Annotated in this window: 16 protein-coding genes; 6 read left to right on the top strand and 10 right to left on the bottom strand. The window is 74.0% G+C overall.

Annotated elements, in window-relative coordinates:
* Nucleotides 1–1,666: asparagine synthase (glutamine-hydrolyzing) (gene asnB / locus IE249_RS06550; protein ID WP_229857708.1), on the bottom strand; the 1,666-nt coding region annotated here is incomplete at its 3' end.
* Between the two features lie 313 nt (nucleotides 1,667–1,979).
* On the opposite strand from asnB, the gene IE249_RS06555 reads away from it, so the two are divergent.
* Nucleotides 1,980–3,080: a baeRF3 domain-containing protein gene (locus IE249_RS06555; RefSeq protein WP_189703811.1), complete on the top strand. Its 1,101-nt coding sequence runs from the start codon at nucleotides 1,980–1,982 to the stop codon at nucleotides 3,078–3,080.
* Nucleotides 3,081–3,144: 64 nt separating this feature from the next.
* On the top strand, nucleotides 3,145–4,182 hold the full coding sequence (locus IE249_RS06560; RefSeq protein ID WP_189703812.1) for a Gfo/Idh/MocA family protein: 1,038 nt from the start codon (nucleotides 3,145–3,147) through the stop codon (nucleotides 4,180–4,182).
* Between the two features lie 27 nt (nucleotides 4,183–4,209).
* On the opposite strand, the gene IE249_RS06565 is transcribed toward IE249_RS06560, so the two are convergent.
* Nucleotides 4,210–4,623 carry an SsgA family sporulation/cell division regulator gene (locus IE249_RS06565; RefSeq protein WP_189703813.1) on the bottom strand — a complete coding sequence of 138 codons (414 nt, stop codon included), beginning with the start codon at nucleotides 4,621–4,623 and terminating at the stop codon, nucleotides 4,210–4,212.
* A 334-nt stretch (nucleotides 4,624–4,957) separates the two neighbouring features.
* Here IE249_RS06565 and IE249_RS06570 point away from each other — a divergent pair, with 334 nt between their 5' ends.
* Nucleotides 4,958–6,376 carry a PP2C family protein-serine/threonine phosphatase gene (locus tag IE249_RS06570; protein ID WP_189703814.1) on the top strand — a complete coding sequence of 473 codons (1,419 nt, stop codon included), beginning with the start codon at nucleotides 4,958–4,960 and terminating at the stop codon, nucleotides 6,374–6,376.
* Here IE249_RS06570 and IE249_RS06575 read toward each other — a convergent pair whose 3' ends face one another.
* A complete protein-coding gene (locus tag IE249_RS06575) occupies nucleotides 6,377–7,870 on the bottom strand; it encodes a DNA-binding protein NsdB (protein WP_189703815.1) in 1,494 nt (497 codons plus the stop codon).
* Between the two features lie 236 nt (nucleotides 7,871–8,106).
* Here IE249_RS06575 and IE249_RS06580 point away from each other — a divergent pair, with 236 nt between their 5' ends.
* Both IE249_RS06580 and IE249_RS06585 read left to right on the top strand, forming a co-directional pair.
* Nucleotides 8,107–9,240 carry an aminoglycoside phosphotransferase family protein gene (locus IE249_RS06580; protein ID WP_189703816.1) on the top strand — a complete coding sequence of 378 codons (1,134 nt, stop codon included), beginning with the start codon at nucleotides 8,107–8,109 and terminating at the stop codon, nucleotides 9,238–9,240.
* 755 nt (nucleotides 9,241–9,995) lie between these two features.
* A complete protein-coding gene (locus IE249_RS06585; RefSeq protein WP_189703817.1) occupies nucleotides 9,996–11,981 on the top strand; it encodes an N-acetylmuramoyl-L-alanine amidase in 1,986 nt (661 codons plus the stop codon).
* A 75-nt stretch (nucleotides 11,982–12,056) separates the two neighbouring features.
* On the opposite strand, the gene IE249_RS06590 is transcribed toward IE249_RS06585, so the two are convergent.
* From IE249_RS06590 to IE249_RS06620, 7 genes are all read right to left on the bottom strand, one after another.
* Nucleotides 12,057–12,554, bottom strand: a complete 498-nt coding sequence (locus IE249_RS06590) for a hypothetical protein (protein WP_189703818.1) — start codon at nucleotides 12,552–12,554, stop codon at nucleotides 12,057–12,059.
* An 89-nt stretch (nucleotides 12,555–12,643) separates the two neighbouring features.
* Complete coding sequence (locus IE249_RS06595) at nucleotides 12,644–13,570, bottom strand: universal stress protein (protein ID WP_189703819.1); 927 nt, start codon at nucleotides 13,568–13,570, stop codon at nucleotides 12,644–12,646.
* A gap of 129 nt (nucleotides 13,571–13,699) precedes the next feature.
* Complete coding sequence (locus IE249_RS06600; RefSeq protein ID WP_189703820.1) at nucleotides 13,700–13,942, bottom strand: DUF397 domain-containing protein; 243 nt, start codon at nucleotides 13,940–13,942, stop codon at nucleotides 13,700–13,702.
* A gap of 83 nt (nucleotides 13,943–14,025) precedes the next feature.
* Complete coding sequence (locus IE249_RS06605; RefSeq protein ID WP_189703821.1) at nucleotides 14,026–15,192, bottom strand: thiolase family protein; 1,167 nt, start codon at nucleotides 15,190–15,192, stop codon at nucleotides 14,026–14,028.
* Nucleotides 15,189–16,259 carry a thiolase family protein gene (locus tag IE249_RS06610; RefSeq protein ID WP_189703822.1) on the bottom strand — a complete coding sequence of 357 codons (1,071 nt, stop codon included), beginning with the start codon at nucleotides 16,257–16,259 and terminating at the stop codon, nucleotides 15,189–15,191. Before IE249_RS06610 ends, IE249_RS06605 begins: the two co-directional genes overlap by 4 nt.
* Complete coding sequence (locus IE249_RS06615) at nucleotides 16,256–17,206, bottom strand: Zn-ribbon domain-containing OB-fold protein (protein ID WP_189703823.1); 951 nt, start codon at nucleotides 17,204–17,206, stop codon at nucleotides 16,256–16,258. Before IE249_RS06615 ends, IE249_RS06610 begins: the two co-directional genes overlap by 4 nt.
* A gap of 44 nt (nucleotides 17,207–17,250) precedes the next feature.
* Nucleotides 17,251–18,051 (bottom strand): crotonase/enoyl-CoA hydratase family protein, encoded by an 801-nt coding sequence (locus IE249_RS06620; RefSeq protein WP_189704174.1) that lies wholly within the window; start codon nucleotides 18,049–18,051, stop codon nucleotides 17,251–17,253.
* Nucleotides 18,052–18,245: 194 nt separating this feature from the next.
* Here IE249_RS06620 and IE249_RS36470 point away from each other — a divergent pair.
* A partial coding sequence (locus IE249_RS36470; RefSeq protein WP_229857710.1) for an AMP-binding protein occupies nucleotides 18,246–18,851 on the top strand: 606 nt, incomplete at its 3' end.

Here is an 18,851-nt window from a genome sequence, read left to right on the forward strand (position 1 = left end):
CCTTGGCGTGGTCCTGGAGGGCGAGCGCGTACTTGGGGTCCTGGGTGGAAGGGTAGGGGCTCTTGACCCTGTCGTAGACGGACCTCGGCAGCACGTCGGCGGTGGCCTCGCGCAGCAGGCTCTTCTCCCGGCCGTCGAACGACTTCAGTGCCCAGGGCGCGTTGTAGACGTACTCGACGAGGCGGTGGTCGCAGAACGGCACGCGGACCTCGAGGCCGACCGCCATGCTCATCCGGTCCTTGCGGTCGAGCAGGGCGCGTACGAAGCGGGTCAGGTGGAGGTGGCTCATGCGCCGCATCCGGAACTCCTGGTCGCTCTCGCCGTCGAGACGGTCGACGCCCGCCACGGCCGCGCGGTGGGCGTCGGCGACGTACGCGGGCAGGTCCAGGGTCCGGGTCAGGTCCGGGCGGATGACGTCGGTGTCGTCGCCGAAGTCGCGGGCGTGGCGCACCAGCCAGGGGAAGGTGTCGGCGCGGCGGGCCTCCTCGTCGAAGAACTGCTGGTAGCCGCCGAAGACCTCGTCGGCGGACTCGCCGGACACGGCGACGGTGGAGTGGTCGCGGATGCTGCGGAACAGCAGGTAGAGCGAGGCGTCCATGTCGCCGAAGCCCATCGGCAGGTCGCGGGCGCGCACCACCCTGGCGCGGACCTCCGGGTCGGCGAGGGCGTGGGCGTCGAGCACGATGTCCTGGTGGTCGGTGTCGGCGGCCCGCGCCACGTCGTGCACGTAGGGGGTGTCGGGGGTGGCGCGCAGTTCGTCGGCGACGAAGTTCTCGCTCTGGCCGGCGAAGTCGACGGCGAAGCTGCGCACCCGCTCGCCGCGCCGCGCGAGCTCACGGGCGGCGAGCGCGGTCATGGCGGAGGAGTCCAGGCCGCCGGAGAGGAGGGTGCAGCGCGGCACGTCGGCGACGAGCTGGCGGCGCACGATGTCCTCCAGCAGGCCGCGCACGGTGGCGATCGTGGTGTCGCGGTCGTCGGGGTGCGGCCGGGTCTCCAGGCGCCAGTAGGCGCGGGTGCGGATGCCGGAGCGGTCGACGGTGACGACGGTGCCGGGCTCCACCTCGCGCATGCCGTCCCATACGGCGTGGCCGGGGGTCATCACGAAGGTGAACAGTTCGCGCAGGCCGTCGGCCGTCACGCGGCGGCGGGCCAGGGGGTTGGCGAGGACGGCCTTGGGCTCGGAGCCGAAGAGGACGCCGTCGGGGGTCGGGTGGTAGTAGAACGGCTTGATGCCCATGCGGTCGCGGACCATGACGAGCCGGTCGTGGCGGCCGTCCCAGACGGCGAAGGCGTACATCCCGTTGAGGCGTTCGGCCACCGAGTCGCCCCACTGGAGGTAGCCGCGCAGGACGACCTCGGTGTCGGAGTCGGTGGTGAAGCGGTGGCCGGCCGCGGCGAGCTCCCGGCGGAGTTCGGTGAAGTTGTAGGTTTCGCCCGAATACACCAGCGCGACCGCGCCCTCGGGGGTGGCGGCGGTCATCGGCTGGCGGCCGCCGGGCAGGTCGATGATCGCGAGGCGGCGGTGGCCGAGGGCCGCGGGTCCGCCGGTCCAGGTGCCGCGGTCGTCCGGTCCGCGGCAGGCCATCGTCTCCGTCATCGCCTCCAGGGTCGCCCTCTCGGTGCCGAGGTCGCGGTCGTAGGAGACCCAGCCGGTGATGCCGCACATGTACTGCCTCCCGAACAAACCAGTTGTATCGAGCATCTATATGACGAGCGTGTGACACACCCGGGCGACCGGTCAACGCGGCCGCCGCACCCGAGACACCCGCGCCCGCATGGTTCCGGCCGCACTTTGCTCGCGCGAAACACTGGCGCGAGCCGTGCGGCGGCTCGCACGGGCCGCACACGGGGGCGGGCGCGGTGCGAACCGGGGAGGGCGCGGTGTGAACCGGCCAACGGCAAAGCCTTCCCAATTGACCGGCCCGGCCGACCCGATTGCTCCAAATGCCCGATAAGCCGATCGGTCCTACGGTGTTGTCATGGAGCACGAGCTGAGTCCAGCGACCCTCGCCGAGCTGCGCCGTCCGCGCGGCTACCCCGCGGTGTCCGTGCTGACGCCGACGCACCGCCGCGAACCCGACAACGCCCAGGACCGCGTCCGGCTGCGCAACGCCGTGGCCGAGGCCAAGAAGCAGTTGGAGACCGACCCGGACGTCACGCGCGAGCGGCGCGCCGACGTCGTGCGCCAGCTCGATCAGGCCCTGACCGAAGTGGACCTCACCTACGCCGAGGACGGGCTGCTGATCTTCGCCGCGCCCGGTGAGCACCAGGTGTGGTCCCTGGGCCGCCCCGTGCCGGAACGGGTGGTGCTCTCCGACACCTTCCTCACCCGCAACCTGGTCTCCGCGCACGCCGCCGAGCGGCCCTTCTGGGTGCTGTCCGTGGCCGCCGACCGCGTGACCCTGTGGAGCGGCGGCGCGGGCAGGGTCACCGAGGACCACACCGGCGGCTTCCCGCTGACCAGGGACCTCGCGGAGAACTTCGACGCCGAGCGGCAGGAGCGGATCGGCGACGCGCCGAGCACGTTCCGCGACGAGCGCACCCACCACTTCCTGCGGGAGGCGGACGGCGCGATCGGCGCGGTGCTGCGCCAGGACCCGCGGCCGCTGTACGTCACCGGCGAGCCGGGGGCGCTGGCCGTCCTCGACGAGTTCGGCGGCGCCGCCCGGCACGCCGTGCACATCCCGCACGGCGGGCTGGCGCACGGCACCCCCGAGGCGGTGTGGCGCGCGATCCGCCCGGTGCGGGAGGAGACGGCGGCCAAGGAGACGGCCGCCGTGCAACGGGAGTTGGAGGCGGCGCGCGGGCGGCGGGCGTTCGCGGCCGGCGTCGACGAGCTCTGGCGCAGCGCCCGCGAGGGCCGCGTGGGGCTGCTGGCCGTCGAGGAGAACCACCGGGTCGCGGTGCGCGACGACGCCGGCGACCATCTGATCCCCGCCGAGAGCGGCGACCCCAGGGCGCGCGAGGACATCGTCGACGAGATCGTCGAGCAGTGCCTGGAGACCGGGGCGGAGGTCCGTTTCGTACCGGACGGGACGCTCAGCGAGGCGGAGGGCATCGCCGGGGTGCTGCGCTTTTGACCCGTGGGCGTGTCTACGCTACGGCGGGACGCGTCGGCGAGGGTACCTGGGAGGGAGTGCGCACGTGGGTGAGCTGCTGGGGGTGGCCGTGCTGGGCGCGGGGCACATGGGGGCCGATCACATACGGCGCCTGGACCGGGTGGTGAGCGGCGCCAGGGTCGTGGCGGTGGCGGACCCGGACAGGGACCGGGCCGAGGAGGCCGTCGGCGGCATCGAGGGCGTCCTCGTGCACGACGATCCGCTGGCCGCCCTGGACGCCCCCGGTGTGCGGGCGGTGCTGATCGCCTCGCCCGGGCCCGCGCACGAGGAGGCGCTGCTGGCCGCCTTCGACCGCGGGCTCCCGGTGCTGTGCGAGAAGCCGATGGTGCCGGAGTCGGACGGAGCGCTGCGCGTGGTGGAGGCCGAGGCGCGGCTCGGGCGGCGGCTCGCCCAGATCGGTTTCATGCGCCGCTACGACGCCGGGTACCTGGAGCTGAAGTCCCTGCTGGACGGCGGGCGGCTGGGGCGGCCGCTGATGCTGCACTGCACGCACCGCAACGTCTCCTCCCCGCCCGGCTTCACCAGCGCCATGCTGGTCAACAGCTCGGTGTCGCACGAGATCGACGCGGCCCGCTGGCTGCTCGGGCAGGAGCTGACCGCGGTGACCGTGCTGCGCCCGGCGTCCTCCTCGGGCGCGCCCGAGGGGCTGCTGGACCCGCAGTTCGTGCTGTTCGAGACCGAGCGGGGCGCCCTGGTGGACGTGGAGGTGTTCGTCAACTGCGGCTTCGGCTACCAGGTGCGGTGCGAGGCGGTGGGCGAGGCGGGCAGCGCCCGGATCGGCGAGGAGCACGGCACGGTCGTCACCGCGCGGGGCGCCGCGTCCGCTCCGGTGCCGCAGGACTACCTCGTGCGCTTCGCCGCCGCTTACGACCGCGAGGTCCAGAGCTGGGTCGACGCCACCCGCCGCGGCCGGGTCACCGGCCCGAGCGCCTGGGACGGCTACGCGTCCTCGGTCGCCGCCGAGGCGGGGGTGCGGTCACTGGAGAACGGCGGGCGGGTCGGGATCACCCTCGCCGCGCGCCCGGCGCTGTACGCCGAGAACGGCGGCGACGGCGCCCGCTGACCGCTTCGCGGAGGCGTGCGGTTCGGTTCACACCGAGCCGAACAGGGCGCTCAGGCCGCGGTCGACGGCCGCGGCGACGTCCTCCTGGCCGGGGGCGATCACGGCGTAGGTGCGCAGCAGGAAGCGGCGCAGCGCCGGGGTGTCGAAGCGGAGCAGGGCCATGCCGGACGGGGAGTGCAGTTCCAGCACCGTGCGGGAGGCGCCGCACGGCCACAGGTGGACGTCCCCGGCGCCGGCCGGCCGGCGTATGCCCTCCTCCAGCAGGGCGCGGGAGAAGGTCCACGAGACGTCGTCGCCGTCGAGGGAGACCTCGGGCGGGAAGTCCACGTGCACGGCCAGCGGGTCCGCCGAGGCGTACCGGAGCGTGGCGGGGACGGGGCGCTCCCGCTGGTCCGCGGTGATCAGCCGGGCGCGGGCGGGCTGCTCGAGGGTGATGTCCATGGTCGGTCTCCCCAGCGGGTCGGAGGACGGCCGGTTCTGCCGTGTTGTTCTTAGGAGCCCGCAGATGCCGTTTGCATTACGCCTGAGCCCCTGCCAATTGATGTGACCTGCATCACTTAGCGGGACGGACCGGCGCGGCGGCGCCGACAGGGGAACAGGCGGTCGTCGAACACCAGACTGACCGACCACGCAGGCCGGGGAGACTGTGACATATGCCGGGTGCACCACCGGATCGGGTGTTGCCGAATCCCTTACGGGCCGTCGCCGGCTGTGCAACAGTCGTAACGGCTCCCCGCGCCGCCCTGGTCGTACCGTTCCCGCATCGGAGTGCGTCATGTCCCACCTCTCCGCGGACCGTTCACCCGCCCAGCCGCCGGGGCGCGGCTCGGTCGACGCCCTGATATCGCAGGCGCGCCGGCTCAAGGGCCAGGTGGACGCCGTCCGCCGGGAGACCGAGGACGACTCGTCGGACCCGCAGGGCCGGTGGGAGCGCGCGCTGTGCGATCTGGCGCTGCATCAGCTCACCGATCTGGACCAGCACTTGACGCAGTTGAGGGACGGCCCGCCGCCGGTGCCCGCACCCCCGCAGGAGCCGGCCGACGCCGGCACCGCACCGCCGACCGGCTCGCTGCTCAGCCGGGTCGGCAGCGCGGAGTGGAACCTGCTGACGGACGAGGCCGGCTGGTCCGGCGACCTCTACCGGATCCTCGGGCGCGACCCCGCCTCCCCCGCGCTGACCCTGGACGAACTGCCGTCCCTGGTACTCGAGGCGGACCGGCCCCGGCTGACCTCGATGGTCACCGACTGCCTGGTCGACGCGCGGCCCGTCGACGGCGAGTTCCGCATCGTCAGGCCCGACGGGGCCGTCCGCACGGTGCACATGATGGGCGAGCCCGTGCTCGACGCCGACGGCGGCACCGCCTCGATGTGGGCGGTGCTGCGGGACGTCAGCGAACTGCGGCGCAGCCAGTCGGCGGTGCGCGAGACCCGTGACTCGCTCCAGCACCACCGGCACCGCGCCCGCACCGAGCGCCGGCTCGCGGCCGAGCCGCCGGAGGCCGTGCCGCCGGCGTGGCGCGGCCCCCTGCGGCTCCCGCGGAAGGGCAGCCCCGCGCTCGACCTCGCGGCCCGCCACCTCCCCGCCGGTCCCGGCACCCGGATCGGGGGCGACTGGTACGACGCGCTCGAACTGCCGGACGGTGACACCCTGCTGAGCGTCGGGGGACTCACCGGGCACGGCCCCGGCGTGACCTCGGACACGGCCATGGTGCTGGGCGCCGTACGGGGCATGGCGACGGCGGGCGCCGCCCCGGGGCCGCTCCTGTCCTGGCTCGGCCGGCTGCTGGACACCACCGCCCAGCCGGCCCTCGGCAGCGCCCTGTGCTGCCGCTACCGGCCCGAGGCCCGCACCCTGGTGTGGGCACGGGCCGGTCGCCCCGCCCCGCTGCTGTTCCGCGACGGGACGGGGCGGGTGCTCGACGCGCCGGACGGCGCGCCGCTCGGCACCGCGCCGGGCACCGCCTACGGGCAGGCCGAGGAGACCCTCCAGCAGGGCGACGTGCTCCTGCTGCACACCGGCGCACTGCTGCCGCCGGACACCGGGGCGACCCCCGCGGACCGGCTGCTCGGCCTGGCGGCACGCTTCGGCGCGGCCCGCTCCGCGCGGGACTGCCTGAGCGTGCTGGCCGAGGAGTTCGGCGCGGGTGAACGGGACGACGACGCCTGCGTACTCGTCGCCCGCGTCACGCCGTGACTACGCCTGGGCGGTACCGGCGCCTCTGCCCTTCGTGGCCGGCAGCGCCAGCTGGATCTCCTCCCGCAGTTCGTGGATCTTCGGGTAGGTGGCGTACTCGGCGGTGAGCCGGTACATCTCGCGCAGCCGGTCCCAGGTGCGGCGGGAGGAGTTGGAGCCCATCGCCATCAGGGCCAGCCGCGCGTATCCGGCCGCCTGTTCGGGGTCGTCCGCGATGAAGCAGGCGGAGGCCATGGACAGATGGTCGAAGATCTTCGACCGCTCGCGTCCGTCGATCCGCAGTGCGAGGGCCTTCTGCGCGTAGTGCTGGGCGTGTGCGGCCGCGTCCGGGTCGAACTCCGCCAGCGTGCGGTAGGCGAGTGCCTGCATGCCGTACAGGTCCTCGTCCTTGAAGGTCTGCATCCAGTCCAGCGGCTCCGCGTCGCCCCGTTCGGAGACGAAGAGGTCCTCCGCCTGTCCGAGGGTGCGGCGCATCGCCTGGCCCTTGCCCATGGACGCCTGCGCCCAGGCCTCGATGGTGTGGAACATCGCCTTGGTGCGCGGCTGGAGTCCGTCGCCGGAGCCGGACTGGGCGAGCTTCATCAGGTCCAGCGCCTCGTCTGGCCGGCCCAGGTGCACCATCTGGCGCGCCGCGCGGGACAGCGCCTCGCCGGCCCGGGGCCGGTCGCCGCCCTCGCGCGCGGCGTGGGCGGCGATGACGAAGTACTTCTGGGCGGTGGGTTCGAGGCCGACGTCGTGGGACATCCAGCCCGCGAGGACGGCCAGGTTGGCGGCGACGCCCCACAGGCGCCGCTGGAGATGGGGCGGGTGGCGGTAGGCGAGCATGCCGCCCACCTCGTTGAGCTGGCCGACCACCGCCTTGCGCTGCAGGCCGCCGCCGCGGGCGGCGTCCCAGGCACGGAACACCTCCACCGAGCGTTCCAGCTCCTCGATCTCCTGCGACCCGACGGGAGCGGCGTCGTAGCGGTCCAGCCCGGCGGGGTCGGCGTGCAGGGGGTGGTCGAGTTCGGGGGCGTCGGCCTTCAGGGTCGGATCGGTGTGCAGCCAGTCGTGCATGGCGGCGCTGAGTGCGCTTCCCGCGGTGAGCGCGGCACCCGCGCCCACCAAGCCGCGTCGGTTGAGCATGAGGTCCATTCCCGTGAATTCGGTGAGGACCGCGGCGGTCTGCTCGGGCGCCCACGGCACTCCGTCGGGATGGTCCACCTTCCCGTCGCCCTGCCGTTTCCCCGTACGCCCGTGCCGTACCAGACCGAGGTCCTCGATGGTCACGACACGGCCGAGACGCTCGGTGAACAGGGCCGCCAGCACCCGCGGCACCGGATCGCGCGGGATCTCTCCCATGTCGATCCACCGCCGCACCCGGGAGGTGTCCGTCGCCAGCTGGGGGTGGCCCATGGCCGCCGCCTGCCGGTTGACCATCCTCGCGAGTTCCCCCTTGGACCAGCCGGCCAGGCCGAACAGGTCCGCGAGACGGGTGTTGGGTTGTCCTGTCACGTCAAGCCCCCAGGTACTCGGCTGAGTTGACAGTAGACCCGGTGAATGTTGCCGGGCGACTATTCGCCAGGGTTCGCCAGGGTGCGCCAGATGGTGTGCCAGTGGGCGCCGGGTGTCAGGTAGGAACGCGCCACCCCGACCCGGTCGCCGAAGGACATTCCCCAGGGTGCTCCCGGGCGTCCGGGCCGGGCGGGGCGCGCCCAGCAGAAGGCACACGAAGGGATCTGTCTCGCCTCATGTACGCAGCATCGTCCTCCGTGTCCGCCCCGCCCCGGTCGCTGCGCCCCCGTCCGGGCGCCGGCGGCCCCTACCTCGACCCCGCGCGTCCGGCGGCGCCCCCCGTGCTCGGCGCGGGCCGGCCGCGGCGTCCCGCGGGGCTCGGCACGCAACCGCTCAGCGGGAGAATCGACTTGTCCGGCCCCCAGGGTGCCCAGCTGCGCACGGCGCTCGCCTCGGTGCACCGGATCTGCCCGGAGTTCGCCCCGGTGCAGGTGCTGCGCCGCAGCGGACGCTCCGTGCTCCTGGTCGGCACGACCGGGCGCAGCACGGCCGTCGCCAAGTGCTTACTGGACCACTCCCCCGCGTGGGCCGAACGCTACCGGCACGAGATAGCCGCATACCGCTCGTTCGTCAGGCACCGGCCACCGGTCCGGGTGCCCCGGCTGATCGCGGCGGACCCGGACAACTGCACGCTGGTGATCGAACGCCTGCCGGGGCGGGTGGCCGCGCTGCAGCGGCACCCGGTGGAGACTCCGCCGCGGGCGGACATCAGGGCGGCCCTCGGCGCGATCTGCCGGCTCAACGCCTGGCGGCCGCCGGCGGGCACGTTCGACGCCCCGCTGGACTACGCGGCGCGGATCTCCCGCTACCACGAGCTCGGTCTGCTCACCGACCGGGACATGGGCGACCTGCAGAAGCTGCTGCACGGCATCGCGCACGCGGCGGGCCGGCAGGGCATGGGCCAGTTCTGTCACGGCGACGCGCTGCTCGCGAACATCCTGCTCTCACCGGCCGGTCCAGTGCTGGTGGACTGGGAGCACGCGGGCTGGTACCTGCCGGGGTACGACCTGGCGACGCTGTGGTCGGTGCTCGGGGACGCGCCGCTGGCGCGGCGGCAGATCAGCCAACTGGCCCAGGCGGCCGGGCCGGCGGCGCGGGACGCGTTCCTGGTGAACCTGATGCTCGTGCTGACGCGTGAGATCCGTACGTACGAGACGGCCGTGCAGCGCTCGATGCACGAGGTGGCCCCGGGCCCGGCCCAGCCGGGTACCGCGCCGTCCGGCGAGGAACAGCGGCTGCTGCTGCGCCGTCTGCACGACGACTGCCAACTCGCCCGCCGAGCAGTCCGCGCAGCAGTCGGCACCCGCTGACGCCCGACGGCAAGCCGCGACACCGACGCCGCGCCGCCCACCGCCACGAGCGGCGCGCCGTCGGCCCTCCCCGAGCCCGGCAACCCCGCATCCACAGGGACCCGCGCGGGCGCACGCCCACACAGGCGGCGCTGCCCCGGTCCGGGCACGGGCGGACCCGGCCATGCCTCGCCGCTCGCCTCACCGCCCATCAACCGCGCCGGCCCGGGCGGGCAACAGCCCCTTGGGGCGCACGCCGACACGGGGAGGCCCAGCACCGGCATGGCCGACCCCGACGGCGACGCCTCGCCACTCGCAGCGCCGTCCGCCGGGCCGAGCCCGGCCCGACGTCCCCGCGGGCACGACAGCCCCGTGCGGGCGCACGCCGACACGGACGGCGCGCCGTCGGCACGGCGCTCACAGCGCCGCCGTCCGAGCCGCGTCAGGTCCGGCAAGCCGCACGCGCCACATCCCCGCCCGAGGCGCACACCGGCCCGGCCGGCACCCGCCCGCCGGGCGGCCCGCCTCCCCCGCTCGAGGCGCGACGCGCCAAGCGGCAGCCCCGCGCCGGGGTGCTGGTTCTTGGGGGGTCATTGGTGTACGCCACTGACGCCCCGCAGGCCTTGGGGTTGTGTGGGGGAAACTCGCCGGGACCCCGCATGACATGGGAAATCGCCTTTCTGCGCGCATGATTGACGGATCGTCGGCAAGCCGGTACCACTGGTCCACGCCGGCCCCGCACGCCCCGCCACGCCCGAGCGCCCCAGGAGGCTGCATTGCGAGGATCCGCCACCGACCCCACACCCACGCCGGGCCGCAGACGCGCGCGCACGGCGGCGGGCGCCGTCGCCTCGGCGGCGCTGCTGCTGCCGCTGCTGGGCGCCGCCCCGTCCGCCGGCGCCACCGCCGCGGCGGACGACACCGGCCGGCTGCAGCGGGCCTTCGCCTCCGCGGCCGCCGAGTACCACGTACCGGTCAGTGTCCTGCTGGGCGTGTCCTATCTGCAGTCCCGCTGGGACGGTCACGGCGGCGCGCCCAGCGTGACCGGCGGCTACGGCCCCATGCACCTGACCGACGCGCGCACCGCGCTGGCCCGCGCCCCGCACCACAGCCAGGGCGGCGAGGACCCGCGCGGCGACTCCGCCCGCCCCGCGATGCACCCCGACACGAAGGTGCCGGAGGACTCCGACCTTCCCGCCCGGCTCAAGACCCTGACCAAGGCGGCCGGGCTGACCGGCATCCCGGCCGGCCGGCTGCGCAGCGACGCGGCCGCGAACATCGAGGGTGGCGCCGCCCTGCTGGCCACCGCGCAGAAACGGCTCGGCGAACCCCTGAGCGCGGACCCCGCCGCCTGGTACGGCGCGGTCGCCCAGTTCTCCGGCGCGGACGACAGCGCCACCGCGGCGGCGTACGCGAACGACGTCTACGACGTGATCCGTTCCGGTGAACGGCGCACCACCGACTCCGGCCAGCAGGTGGTCCTCGACGCCCGCCCCCGGCTGGAGCCCGACACCGCCCAGCTCGCGCGGACGGGGCTGCGGCACGTGTCGGCGGCCGGCACCGAGTGTCCCGCGTCGGTGTCGTGCGAGTGGATCCCGGCGCCGTACCAGGAGTTCGGCACCGACGACTACGGCAACCACGACCTGGGCGACCGCCCCGCCTCGCAGCGCATCCGCTACATCGTCATCCACGACACCGAGGGCCGCTGGGACGGTGTCATCAACCTCGTCCAGGACCCCACCTACGTGTCCTGGAACTACACCCTGCGCTCCACCGACGGTCACATCGCCCAGCACGTCAAGGCCAAGGACGTCGCCTGGCACGCGGGGAACTGGTACGTCAACGCCGCGTCGGTCGGCCTGGAGCACGAGGGCTTCCTGGCCTCTCCGGACGCCTGGTACACCGAGGCGATGTACCGCTCCTCGGCGCGGCTGGTGAAGTACCTCTCGGAGAAGTACGACGTTCCGCTGGACCGGCAGCACATCCTCGGCCACGACACCGTGCCCGGCCCGACCACCGGCACCGTCCCCGGGATGCACACCGACCCGGGCCCGTACTGGGACTGGCGGCACTACTTCGAGCTGCTGGGCCGGCCCTTCGAGCCGACCGCGGACAGGCACGGCGGCCTGGTGACGATCCGCCCCGACTACGCGGCCAACCAGCCCCAGTACACCGGCTGCACCACGGGCGGCGAGCCCTGCCCGGCCCACGGGTCCAACGAGGTGCGGCTGTACTCGCAGCCGGACACCTCCTCGCCGCTGATCAAGGACATCGGCCTGAGGCCGGACGGCAGCGACTCGACCATCGACGTGAACGACGTGGCCTCGCGGGCGGAGACCGGTCAGCAGTACGCGGTCGCCGAGCGGCAGGGCGACTGGACGGCGATCTGGTACCTGGGCCAGAAGGCCTGGTTCCAGAACCCGGTCAAGCAGCCCACGGCCGTGGACGCGGCCGGTTTCGTGGTCACGCCCAGGGAGGGGCTGGCCGGCGTGCCGGTGTACGGGCGCGCGTACCCGGAGAAGGAGGCGTACCCGGCGGGCGTGCCCGCCCAGGCGGTGTCGCCGCTGCCGTACAAGCTGCTCGCGGGGCAGCGGTACGTGGTCGGTGACGTGGTCCCGGGCGAGTACTACTACTCGGTCACCTTCACCACGGACTCGCACAAGGTGGTCCGGGGACGGGACCTGTACTACGAGATCCAGTTCGGCCACCGGGTGGAGTTCGTCCGGGCGGCTGACGTACGGATCCTGCCGTCGCGTCTGTAGCGGGACGCGGGCGTGCGGAGGGCCGGCCCCTGAGTGGGGACCGGCCCTTCGCGCGCCCGGGTGCCGCCGGGAGCGTCAGCCCTGCTGGAACAGCTCCGCGGGCAGCGGCTTGAGCAGGGCGTACAGGTCGTCGGTGATCGGGCGGTCCCAGGCCGCGATGGTGACCAGGACGCCGTCGCTGCGGTCGAACTGCACGCAGGAGATCCGGCTCTCGGAGAGCTTCAGCCGGCGCACGATCAGGAGGTTGTCGCCCTGGAGGACCGGCATGTCCTCGGTGCCGACGACGGTGACCTCCTCGTCGTTCTCCAGGGCGAGCAGCAGCTGGGCGACCTCGAAGGGCACCTCGTCCTCGGCGACCTCGCGGGCCGGGGAGCCCTCGGGCAGATTGCCGATGATCATCGCGGTGCCGCGGCCGCCGAACAGGTCGTAGCGCAGGAACACGCCCTGGCAGGTGCCGTCGGGCGCGGGCAGCAGCCCGGCACCGAGGTTGCCGGGCCAGTCGCCCGGGTCCATGGCCAGGACGTCGAAGTCGGGCCCGGCGGGCGTGGCGCTACGGCGACGGAGGAACGACATGCCGCCATGGTACGTGTCCGGGCCCGCCACGCGACGCCCGCCCGACGGCCGGCCCGGGGTGCCCGGGCGCAGGGCCGGGCCCGGTGGCCCTACTCCTCCGGTGACGGGGGTGACGGAGGCACGACCGCGATGGGGCTCGCCGCGTGCAGGAGCACCGCCTGGGTGACGGAGCCCATCATGCGGGCAGGGGCCAGGAGGCGGCGGCGGTGACGGCCGACGACGACGAGTTCGGCGCCCGGGGAGGCGGCGACCAGGCGGCCGGCCGCGTCGCCGGGGAGCACGCGGGCCTCGGCCCGGACCTCGGGGTGGCGGGCGCGGTGCGGGGCGAGGAAGCCCTCCGCCAGGGTCCGGGTCTCGCTCTCGACCTCCTGCTGGTCGGCGACCGGCGGGGTGAACTCGCCGGGCGTCACCCAGGTGCGGGCGGGCCAGGGGTAGGCGACGACCGCCTCGATCCGGGCGCCGCGCCGGGCGGCCTCGCCGAAGGCGAAGGCGAGGGTGGCCTCGTCGGGGCTGTCCACGTTCAGGCCGGTGACCACGCGGGGACCGGGCCCGGCGGGCGCCGGGTCGTGGACCTCACGGCCGGGCCGGGGCACCACGACGACCGGGCACTCGGCGTCGCGGGCGGCGGCCAGGCCGTTGGAGCCGAGGAGCAGGCTGGCGAAGCCGCCGCGCCCGCGCGAGCCGAGCACCAGCAACTGGGCCTCGGCCCCCAGTTCGGACAGCAGGGCGCTCGGCAGGCCGACCAGCCCGTGGTACTCCACGTCCACACCGCCGCCGGGCCCGTCCGTGCGGCCGGCCCGGCCGGCCAGATGGGCGCGGGCCTGGGCGAGTACCTCGTCGTCGGCCTCGGGCGGGGCTGCGACCAGCACCTCCGGCTGGATCCAGGCCGCGTACTGCCGTACGTGGACCACCCGCAGGGGGGCGTGCCGGCGCAGTGCCGCGTCGTACGCCCAGTCCAGGGCGCGCAGGCTGTCGTCGGATCCGTCGACCGCGGCGACGACCGGTGGGGTGCTCATGGGGTTCCTCACCTCCGGGTGGCGACCTCCCCCGCCGGGGCCCAGCCTCGCTCAGACGCGGGTCCCCGCGGGGCTTTCACGGTCGCGTGTCCGCGAACGCGCGCGGAACACCCCGAAGGTCTCCCCCGGTCAGGTGAGGTCGAACTCTCCCTCCCTCGCCCCCGACACGAACGCGCCCCACTCCGCGGGCGTGAAGATCAGGGAGGGACTTTCCGGACGGCCGCTGTTGCGCATCGCGATGAATCCCTCGACAAAGGCGATCTGGACATCCCCCAGGCCACGGCTGCTGGACTGCCACTCGGCGTTCCTGAGATCCAGCTCCGGCTTGTCCCATCCCGCGAGCGGGTGCTGCTGGATAGTGCTCTCGGCCACGTCCGTGCTCCTCCCGAATCGTCGTCCGCGGGTCAGCCTAGCGATCGCGTCCGGGTGCCAACAGGCCACGTGAAGGGGACCTTTCAGGAGCCGGGGCGCTCGGATCCCACCAGCCACACGGAGAAGAACTGGGACCCGCCGCCGTAGGCGTGCCCGAGCACCCGGCGCGCCCCCGCGACCTGGTGTTCTCCGGCCTGGCCGCGCACCTGGAGCGCGGCCTCGGCGAACCGGATCATGCCGGACGCGCCGATGGGGTTGGTGGACAGCACCCCGCCGGACATGTTCACGGGCAGGTCCCCGTCCAGCTCGGTCACGCCGGACTCGGTGAGTTTCCAGCCCTCGCCCGGCTCGGCGAAGCCGAGGTTCTCCAGCCACATGGGCTCGTACCAGGAGAACGGCACGTACATCTCCACGGCGTCGATGTCGCGACGAGGGTCGGCGATGCCGGCCTGCCGGTAGACGTCGGCGGCGCAGTCCCGGCCGGCCCGCGGGGAGACGAAGTCCTTGCCGGCGAAGAGCGTGGGCTCGCTGCGCATCGCGCCGCCGAGCACCCAGGCGGGCGGCCGGGGCGCACGGGCCGCTCCCGCCCGGCCGGTGAGCACCATCGCGCAGGCGCCGTCGGAGGAGGGGCAGGTCTCCGAGTAGCGGATGGGGTCCCACAGCATGGGCGAGGCCTGGACCTTCTCCAAAGTGATGTCGTGCTCGTGCAGATGGGCGTAGGGGTTCTTCAGCGCGTTGCGCCGGTCCTTGTACGCCACCAGCGCGCCCACGGTGTCGGGTGCGCCGCTGCGCCGCATGTAGGCGCGCACGTGCGGGGCGAAGAAGCCGCCCGCGCCGGCGAGCAGGGGCTGCTGGAAGGGGATGGGCAGGGACAGGCCCCACATGGCGTTGGACTCGGACTGTTTTTCGAAGGCGAGGGTGAGGACGGTGCCGTGGACGCGGGCGGCGACGAGGTTCGCGGCGACCAGCGCGGTGGAGCCGCCGACCGAGCCGGCCGTGTGCACGCGGAGCATGGGCTTGCCGGCCGCGCCGAGGGCGTCGGCGAGGTACAGCTCGGGCATCATCACGCCCTCGAAGAAGTCGGGGGCCTTGCCGATGACGACGGCGTCGACGTCCGCCCAGGTCAGTTCGGCGTCGTCGAGAGCGCGCCGGGCCGCCTCGCGGACGAGGCCCGCGATCGAGACGTCCCGGCGGGCCGCGACGTGCTTGGTCTGGCCGATGCCCACGACGGCCACGGGTTCCTTGCTCATCGGGGCTCCCCTTCGAGTACGGCGACCAGGTTCTGCTGGAGACAGGGGCCGGAGGTGGCGTGGGCGAGGGCGCGGTCGGACTCGCCCCGGTGGACGAGGGCGGCGGCCTCCCCGATCCGGATGAGCCCGGCGGCCATGACCGGGTGGGCGGCGAGCGGCCCGCCGGAGGGGTTGACGCGCACGCCGTCGCCCAGCCGGAGCGCCTTGCGCAGCACGACCTCCTGGGAGGTGAAGGGGGCGTGCAACTCGGCCGTGTCGACGGGGCGTTCGAAGGCGCCGGCCTTCTCGGCGGCCAGGCGCGTGGACGGCGAGTCGGTGAGGTCGCGCACGCCGAGGGCGTGGGCCTCGATACGGTGGTCGATGCCCCGGATCCAGGCGGGCCGTTCGCACAGCTCGCGGGCCCGGTCGCCGGCCGCGAGGATCACCGCGGCGGCGCCGTCGCCGATCGGCGGGCAGTCGCCGGTGCGCAGCGGCCGCACGACGTAGTCGCCGTGCGGGAGCGGACCCTTCAGCTGGGCGTGGGGGTTGGCGGTGGCGTCGCGCCGGCTGCGGGCGGCGATCGCGGCGAGCGCCGGCTCGTCGGTCTCGCCCGCGTCGACGAGGGCCTGGGCCTGGAGGGCGGCGAGGGCCACGGAGTCGGGCCACAGGGGGGCGAGGCAGTACGGGTCGAGCTGCCGGGTGAGGACGTCGCGCAGCGGGCCCGGTGAGGACTTGCCGTAGGAGTACACCAGCGCGGTGTCCGCGTCGCCGGTGAGGAGCTTGGTCCACGCCTCGTACAGCGCCCAGGCGCCGTCCATCTCGACATGGGACTCGGAGATGGGGGGCCAGGCGCCGACGCCGTCCAGGGCCATGGTGAAGGAGAACGCCCGGCCGGCGAGGTAGTCGCTGGAGCCGGAGCAGGTGAAGCCGATGTCGGCGGTCCGCAGTCCGGTGGCCCGCAGCACCTCGTGCAGGACCGGCATCAGCATCTCCACCTCGGACAGCTCGTCGGTGGTGCGCCGGTGGTCGCTCTGGGCGAAGGCGACGACCGCGACGTCCCGCGGCCCGGGGGGTTCCTGGCCGGTCACAGCAGCTCCTTGTAGGTGTCGTAGTCGGCGTCTGGTTCGCCGGTCGGGCGGTAGTGGTCGGGGTGGCGGGCGCCGGGCGTCCACACGGGTTCGACGCGCAGGCCCATGCGCACCTGGTCGTAGGGGATGCCGCCGATGCGGCCGTGCAGGGCGAGGCCGGCGCCGTCGAGGGCGATGTGGGCGTAGACGTAGGGCACTTCGATGTCGAGGTTCTTCGCCTTGATGTTGACGATGCAGAAGGTGGTGACGGTGCCGCGCGGCCCCACCTCCACCCGGTCGGTCGTGGCGAGGCCGCAGGTGGGGCAGGCGCCGCGCGGCGGGACGTACACCTTGCGGCAGGAGGGGCAGCGTTCGCCGACCGTGCGGTGTCCGGCGAGGGCGTCGAGGTGGGCGCTCTGGGCGCGGCCCGGCGAGTAGGTGTAGTCGAGGCGGGCGGGGGCGACGATGCCGGTGACCGGGTCGGCGAACCGCCCGCTGTGCGGGACCGGCGGGCGGGGCTCGCCCCACGGGCCGTCGTACGGTTCGAAGCAGGCGATGTCGGTGATGGCGCCGGTGCGTTCGGCGGCCCAGCGGATCCGGACGCGCAGGCCGGTGCGCACGGCTTCGGGGCCGGGGGCGTCGAGCGCGTGCAGGAGGGCGGTGTCGGCGCCGTCGAGGCGGACCAGGACCCAGGCGAAGGGCGTGGCGAGCGGCTGGCCCCGGCGGGGCTCGTGGTTCCAGGCCCAGGTGGTGACGGTGCCGGTGGGGGCGACCTCGACGAGGTCGTGGATCTCCTCGGCGGTGACGGGGTCGTACTCGACGGGCGGGACGAGGGTGCGGCCGTCGCCGGTGCGCACCCCGAGGACGACGCGCTCGCGCAGGCCGGTCAGGAAGGCGCTCAGGACGGGGCCGAGGGAGCGGGTGAAGGGGAACTCTACGACGAGGGGGGCCTTGAGGACTTCGGGCATCGCGGCTGCTCCTTGGGGTGGGTCGCGTCCCTGGCTGCGGCGGGTCAGGCGCGCTTGTAGACGGGGGTGCGCTTCTCGGCGAAGGCGCGGGCGCCCTCCTTGGCGTCGGCGGTGGCGAACACCGGCCAGCCGCGCTTCAGTTCGGCTGCCAGCCCGTCGGTCTCGGTCATGTCGGCGGTCTCGTAGACGGAGGCCTTGACGGCCTCGACGGCCAGCGGGCCGCAGGAGTTGACCTGTTCGGCGATCTCCAGGGCCCTGGCGAGCGCGGTGCCGTCGGGCACCACGTGTCCGATCAGGCCGATGGCGGCGGCCTCCGGCGCGCTGTAGGGGCGGCCGGTGAGCAGCATCTCCAGGGCGTGCGCGCGGGGGATCTGGCGTTGCAGGCGCACGGTGGAGCCCCCGATGGGGAACAGTCCGCGGCGGACCTCGAACAGGCCGAAGGTGGCCGACGCGCCCGCGACCCGGATGTCGGTGCCCTGGAGGATCTCGGTGCCGCCCGCGACGCACGGGCCCTCGACGGCGGCGATCACGGGCTTGCGGGGGCGGTGGTGGCGGAGCATCGCCTTCCAGTGCAGGTCCGGGTCGGCCTTGAGCCGGTCGCGGTACTCCTCTCCCGCCATGCCGTCGCCGGCCAGGGCCTTGAGGTCCATGCCCGCGCAGAACGCGCCGCCCGCGCCGGTGAGGACGATCGAGCGGACGGCGTCGTCGGCGTCGGCCGCCAGCCAGCCGTCGTGCAGGCCGACGAGCATGGCGAGCGAGAGGGCGTTCCTGGCCTCGGGCCTGTTGAGGGTGAGCACGAGTGTGGCGCCTTCGCGCCGCACGGTGAGGTGTTCGGTGCCGTCCATGGCGGTCTCCCGTCCCGTCTGGTGGAACGAGAACAGGTTGCAGTAGGCGGGGAGGCTCTTCAAGAGTTTTCTGACAGTCAGTCAGATTTCTGCCGCGCGGGGCCTTCCCAGTTGCGGTGGCCTTTGCTCTGATGACCGGCGAACCGACCAACGCGCCCTTTCCCCTTCGGGCGCCGCGCGGGTCAGGAGGAGCGGTGGAGTACAACCTTGCCGATCTGTTCGAGTCGGTCGTCGACGTCGTCCCCGGCCGCGAGGCGCTCGTCTACGTCGACCACCCGGGCACGGGCGCGGAGCGCCGGCTGACCTACGCGGAGCTGGACGCGGCCGCCAACCGCATGGGCCACCATCTGCTCGACAGCGGGGTGCGGCCGGGCGAGCACCTGGGGCTGCACCTCTACAACGGGGTGGAGTACCTCCAGACCGTGCTCGGCTGCCTCAAGGCGCGGATCGTGCCGGTCAACGTCAACTACCGTTACGTCGAGGAGGAGTTGGTCTACCTCTACCGGGACGCGGACCTGGCGGCGCTGGTCTTCGACGCGGAGTTCACCGACCGGGTGGCGACCGCGCTGCCGCGGGCGGAGGGGCTGCGGCACCTGGTGCGGGTGGGCCACGCGCTGCCGGGAGCCTCGCCGGTGCCCGCGGTGGACTTCACGGACGCCGAGGCCGCCGCCTCGCCCGGACGTGGCTTCGGGAAGCGGTCGGGCGACGACCAGTTCATCATCTACACCGGCGGCACGACCGGCATGCCCAAGGGTGTGATGTGGCGTCAGGAAGACCTGTTCTTCGCGGGTCTGGGCGGC

Source organism: Streptomyces anandii JCM 4720 (genome assembly GCF_014650655.1).
Lineage (GTDB): Bacteria > Actinomycetota > Actinomycetes > Streptomycetales > Streptomycetaceae > Streptomyces > Streptomyces anandii.

What these genes read in the sequence shown, in the direction of transcription:
- IE249_RS06555 (WP_189703811.1), top strand. Translation starts at nt 1,980, where the DNA reads ATGGAGCACGAGCTGAGTCCAGCGACCCTCGCCGAGCTGCGCCGTCCG.
- IE249_RS06565 (WP_189703813.1), bottom strand. Translation starts at nt 4,623, where the DNA reads ATGGACATCACCCTCGAGCAGCCCGCCCGCGCCCGGCTGATCACCGCG.
- IE249_RS06570 (WP_189703814.1), top strand. Translation starts at nt 4,958, where the DNA reads ATGTCCCACCTCTCCGCGGACCGTTCACCCGCCCAGCCGCCGGGGCGC.
- IE249_RS06580 (WP_189703816.1), top strand. Translation starts at nt 8,107, where the DNA reads ATGTACGCAGCATCGTCCTCCGTGTCCGCCCCGCCCCGGTCGCTGCGC.
- IE249_RS06590 (WP_189703818.1), bottom strand. Translation starts at nt 12,554, where the DNA reads ATGTCGTTCCTCCGTCGCCGTAGCGCCACGCCCGCCGGGCCCGACTTC.
- IE249_RS06595 (WP_189703819.1), bottom strand. Translation starts at nt 13,570, where the DNA reads ATGAGCACCCCACCGGTCGTCGCCGCGGTCGACGGATCCGACGACAGC.
- IE249_RS06605 (WP_189703821.1), bottom strand. Translation starts at nt 15,192, where the DNA reads ATGAGCAAGGAACCCGTGGCCGTCGTGGGCATCGGCCAGACCAAGCAC.
- IE249_RS06615 (WP_189703823.1), bottom strand. Translation starts at nt 17,206, where the DNA reads ATGCCCGAAGTCCTCAAGGCCCCCCTCGTCGTAGAGTTCCCCTTCACC.
- IE249_RS06620 (WP_189704174.1), bottom strand. Translation starts at nt 18,051, where the DNA reads ATGGACGGCACCGAACACCTCACCGTGCGGCGCGAAGGCGCCACACTC.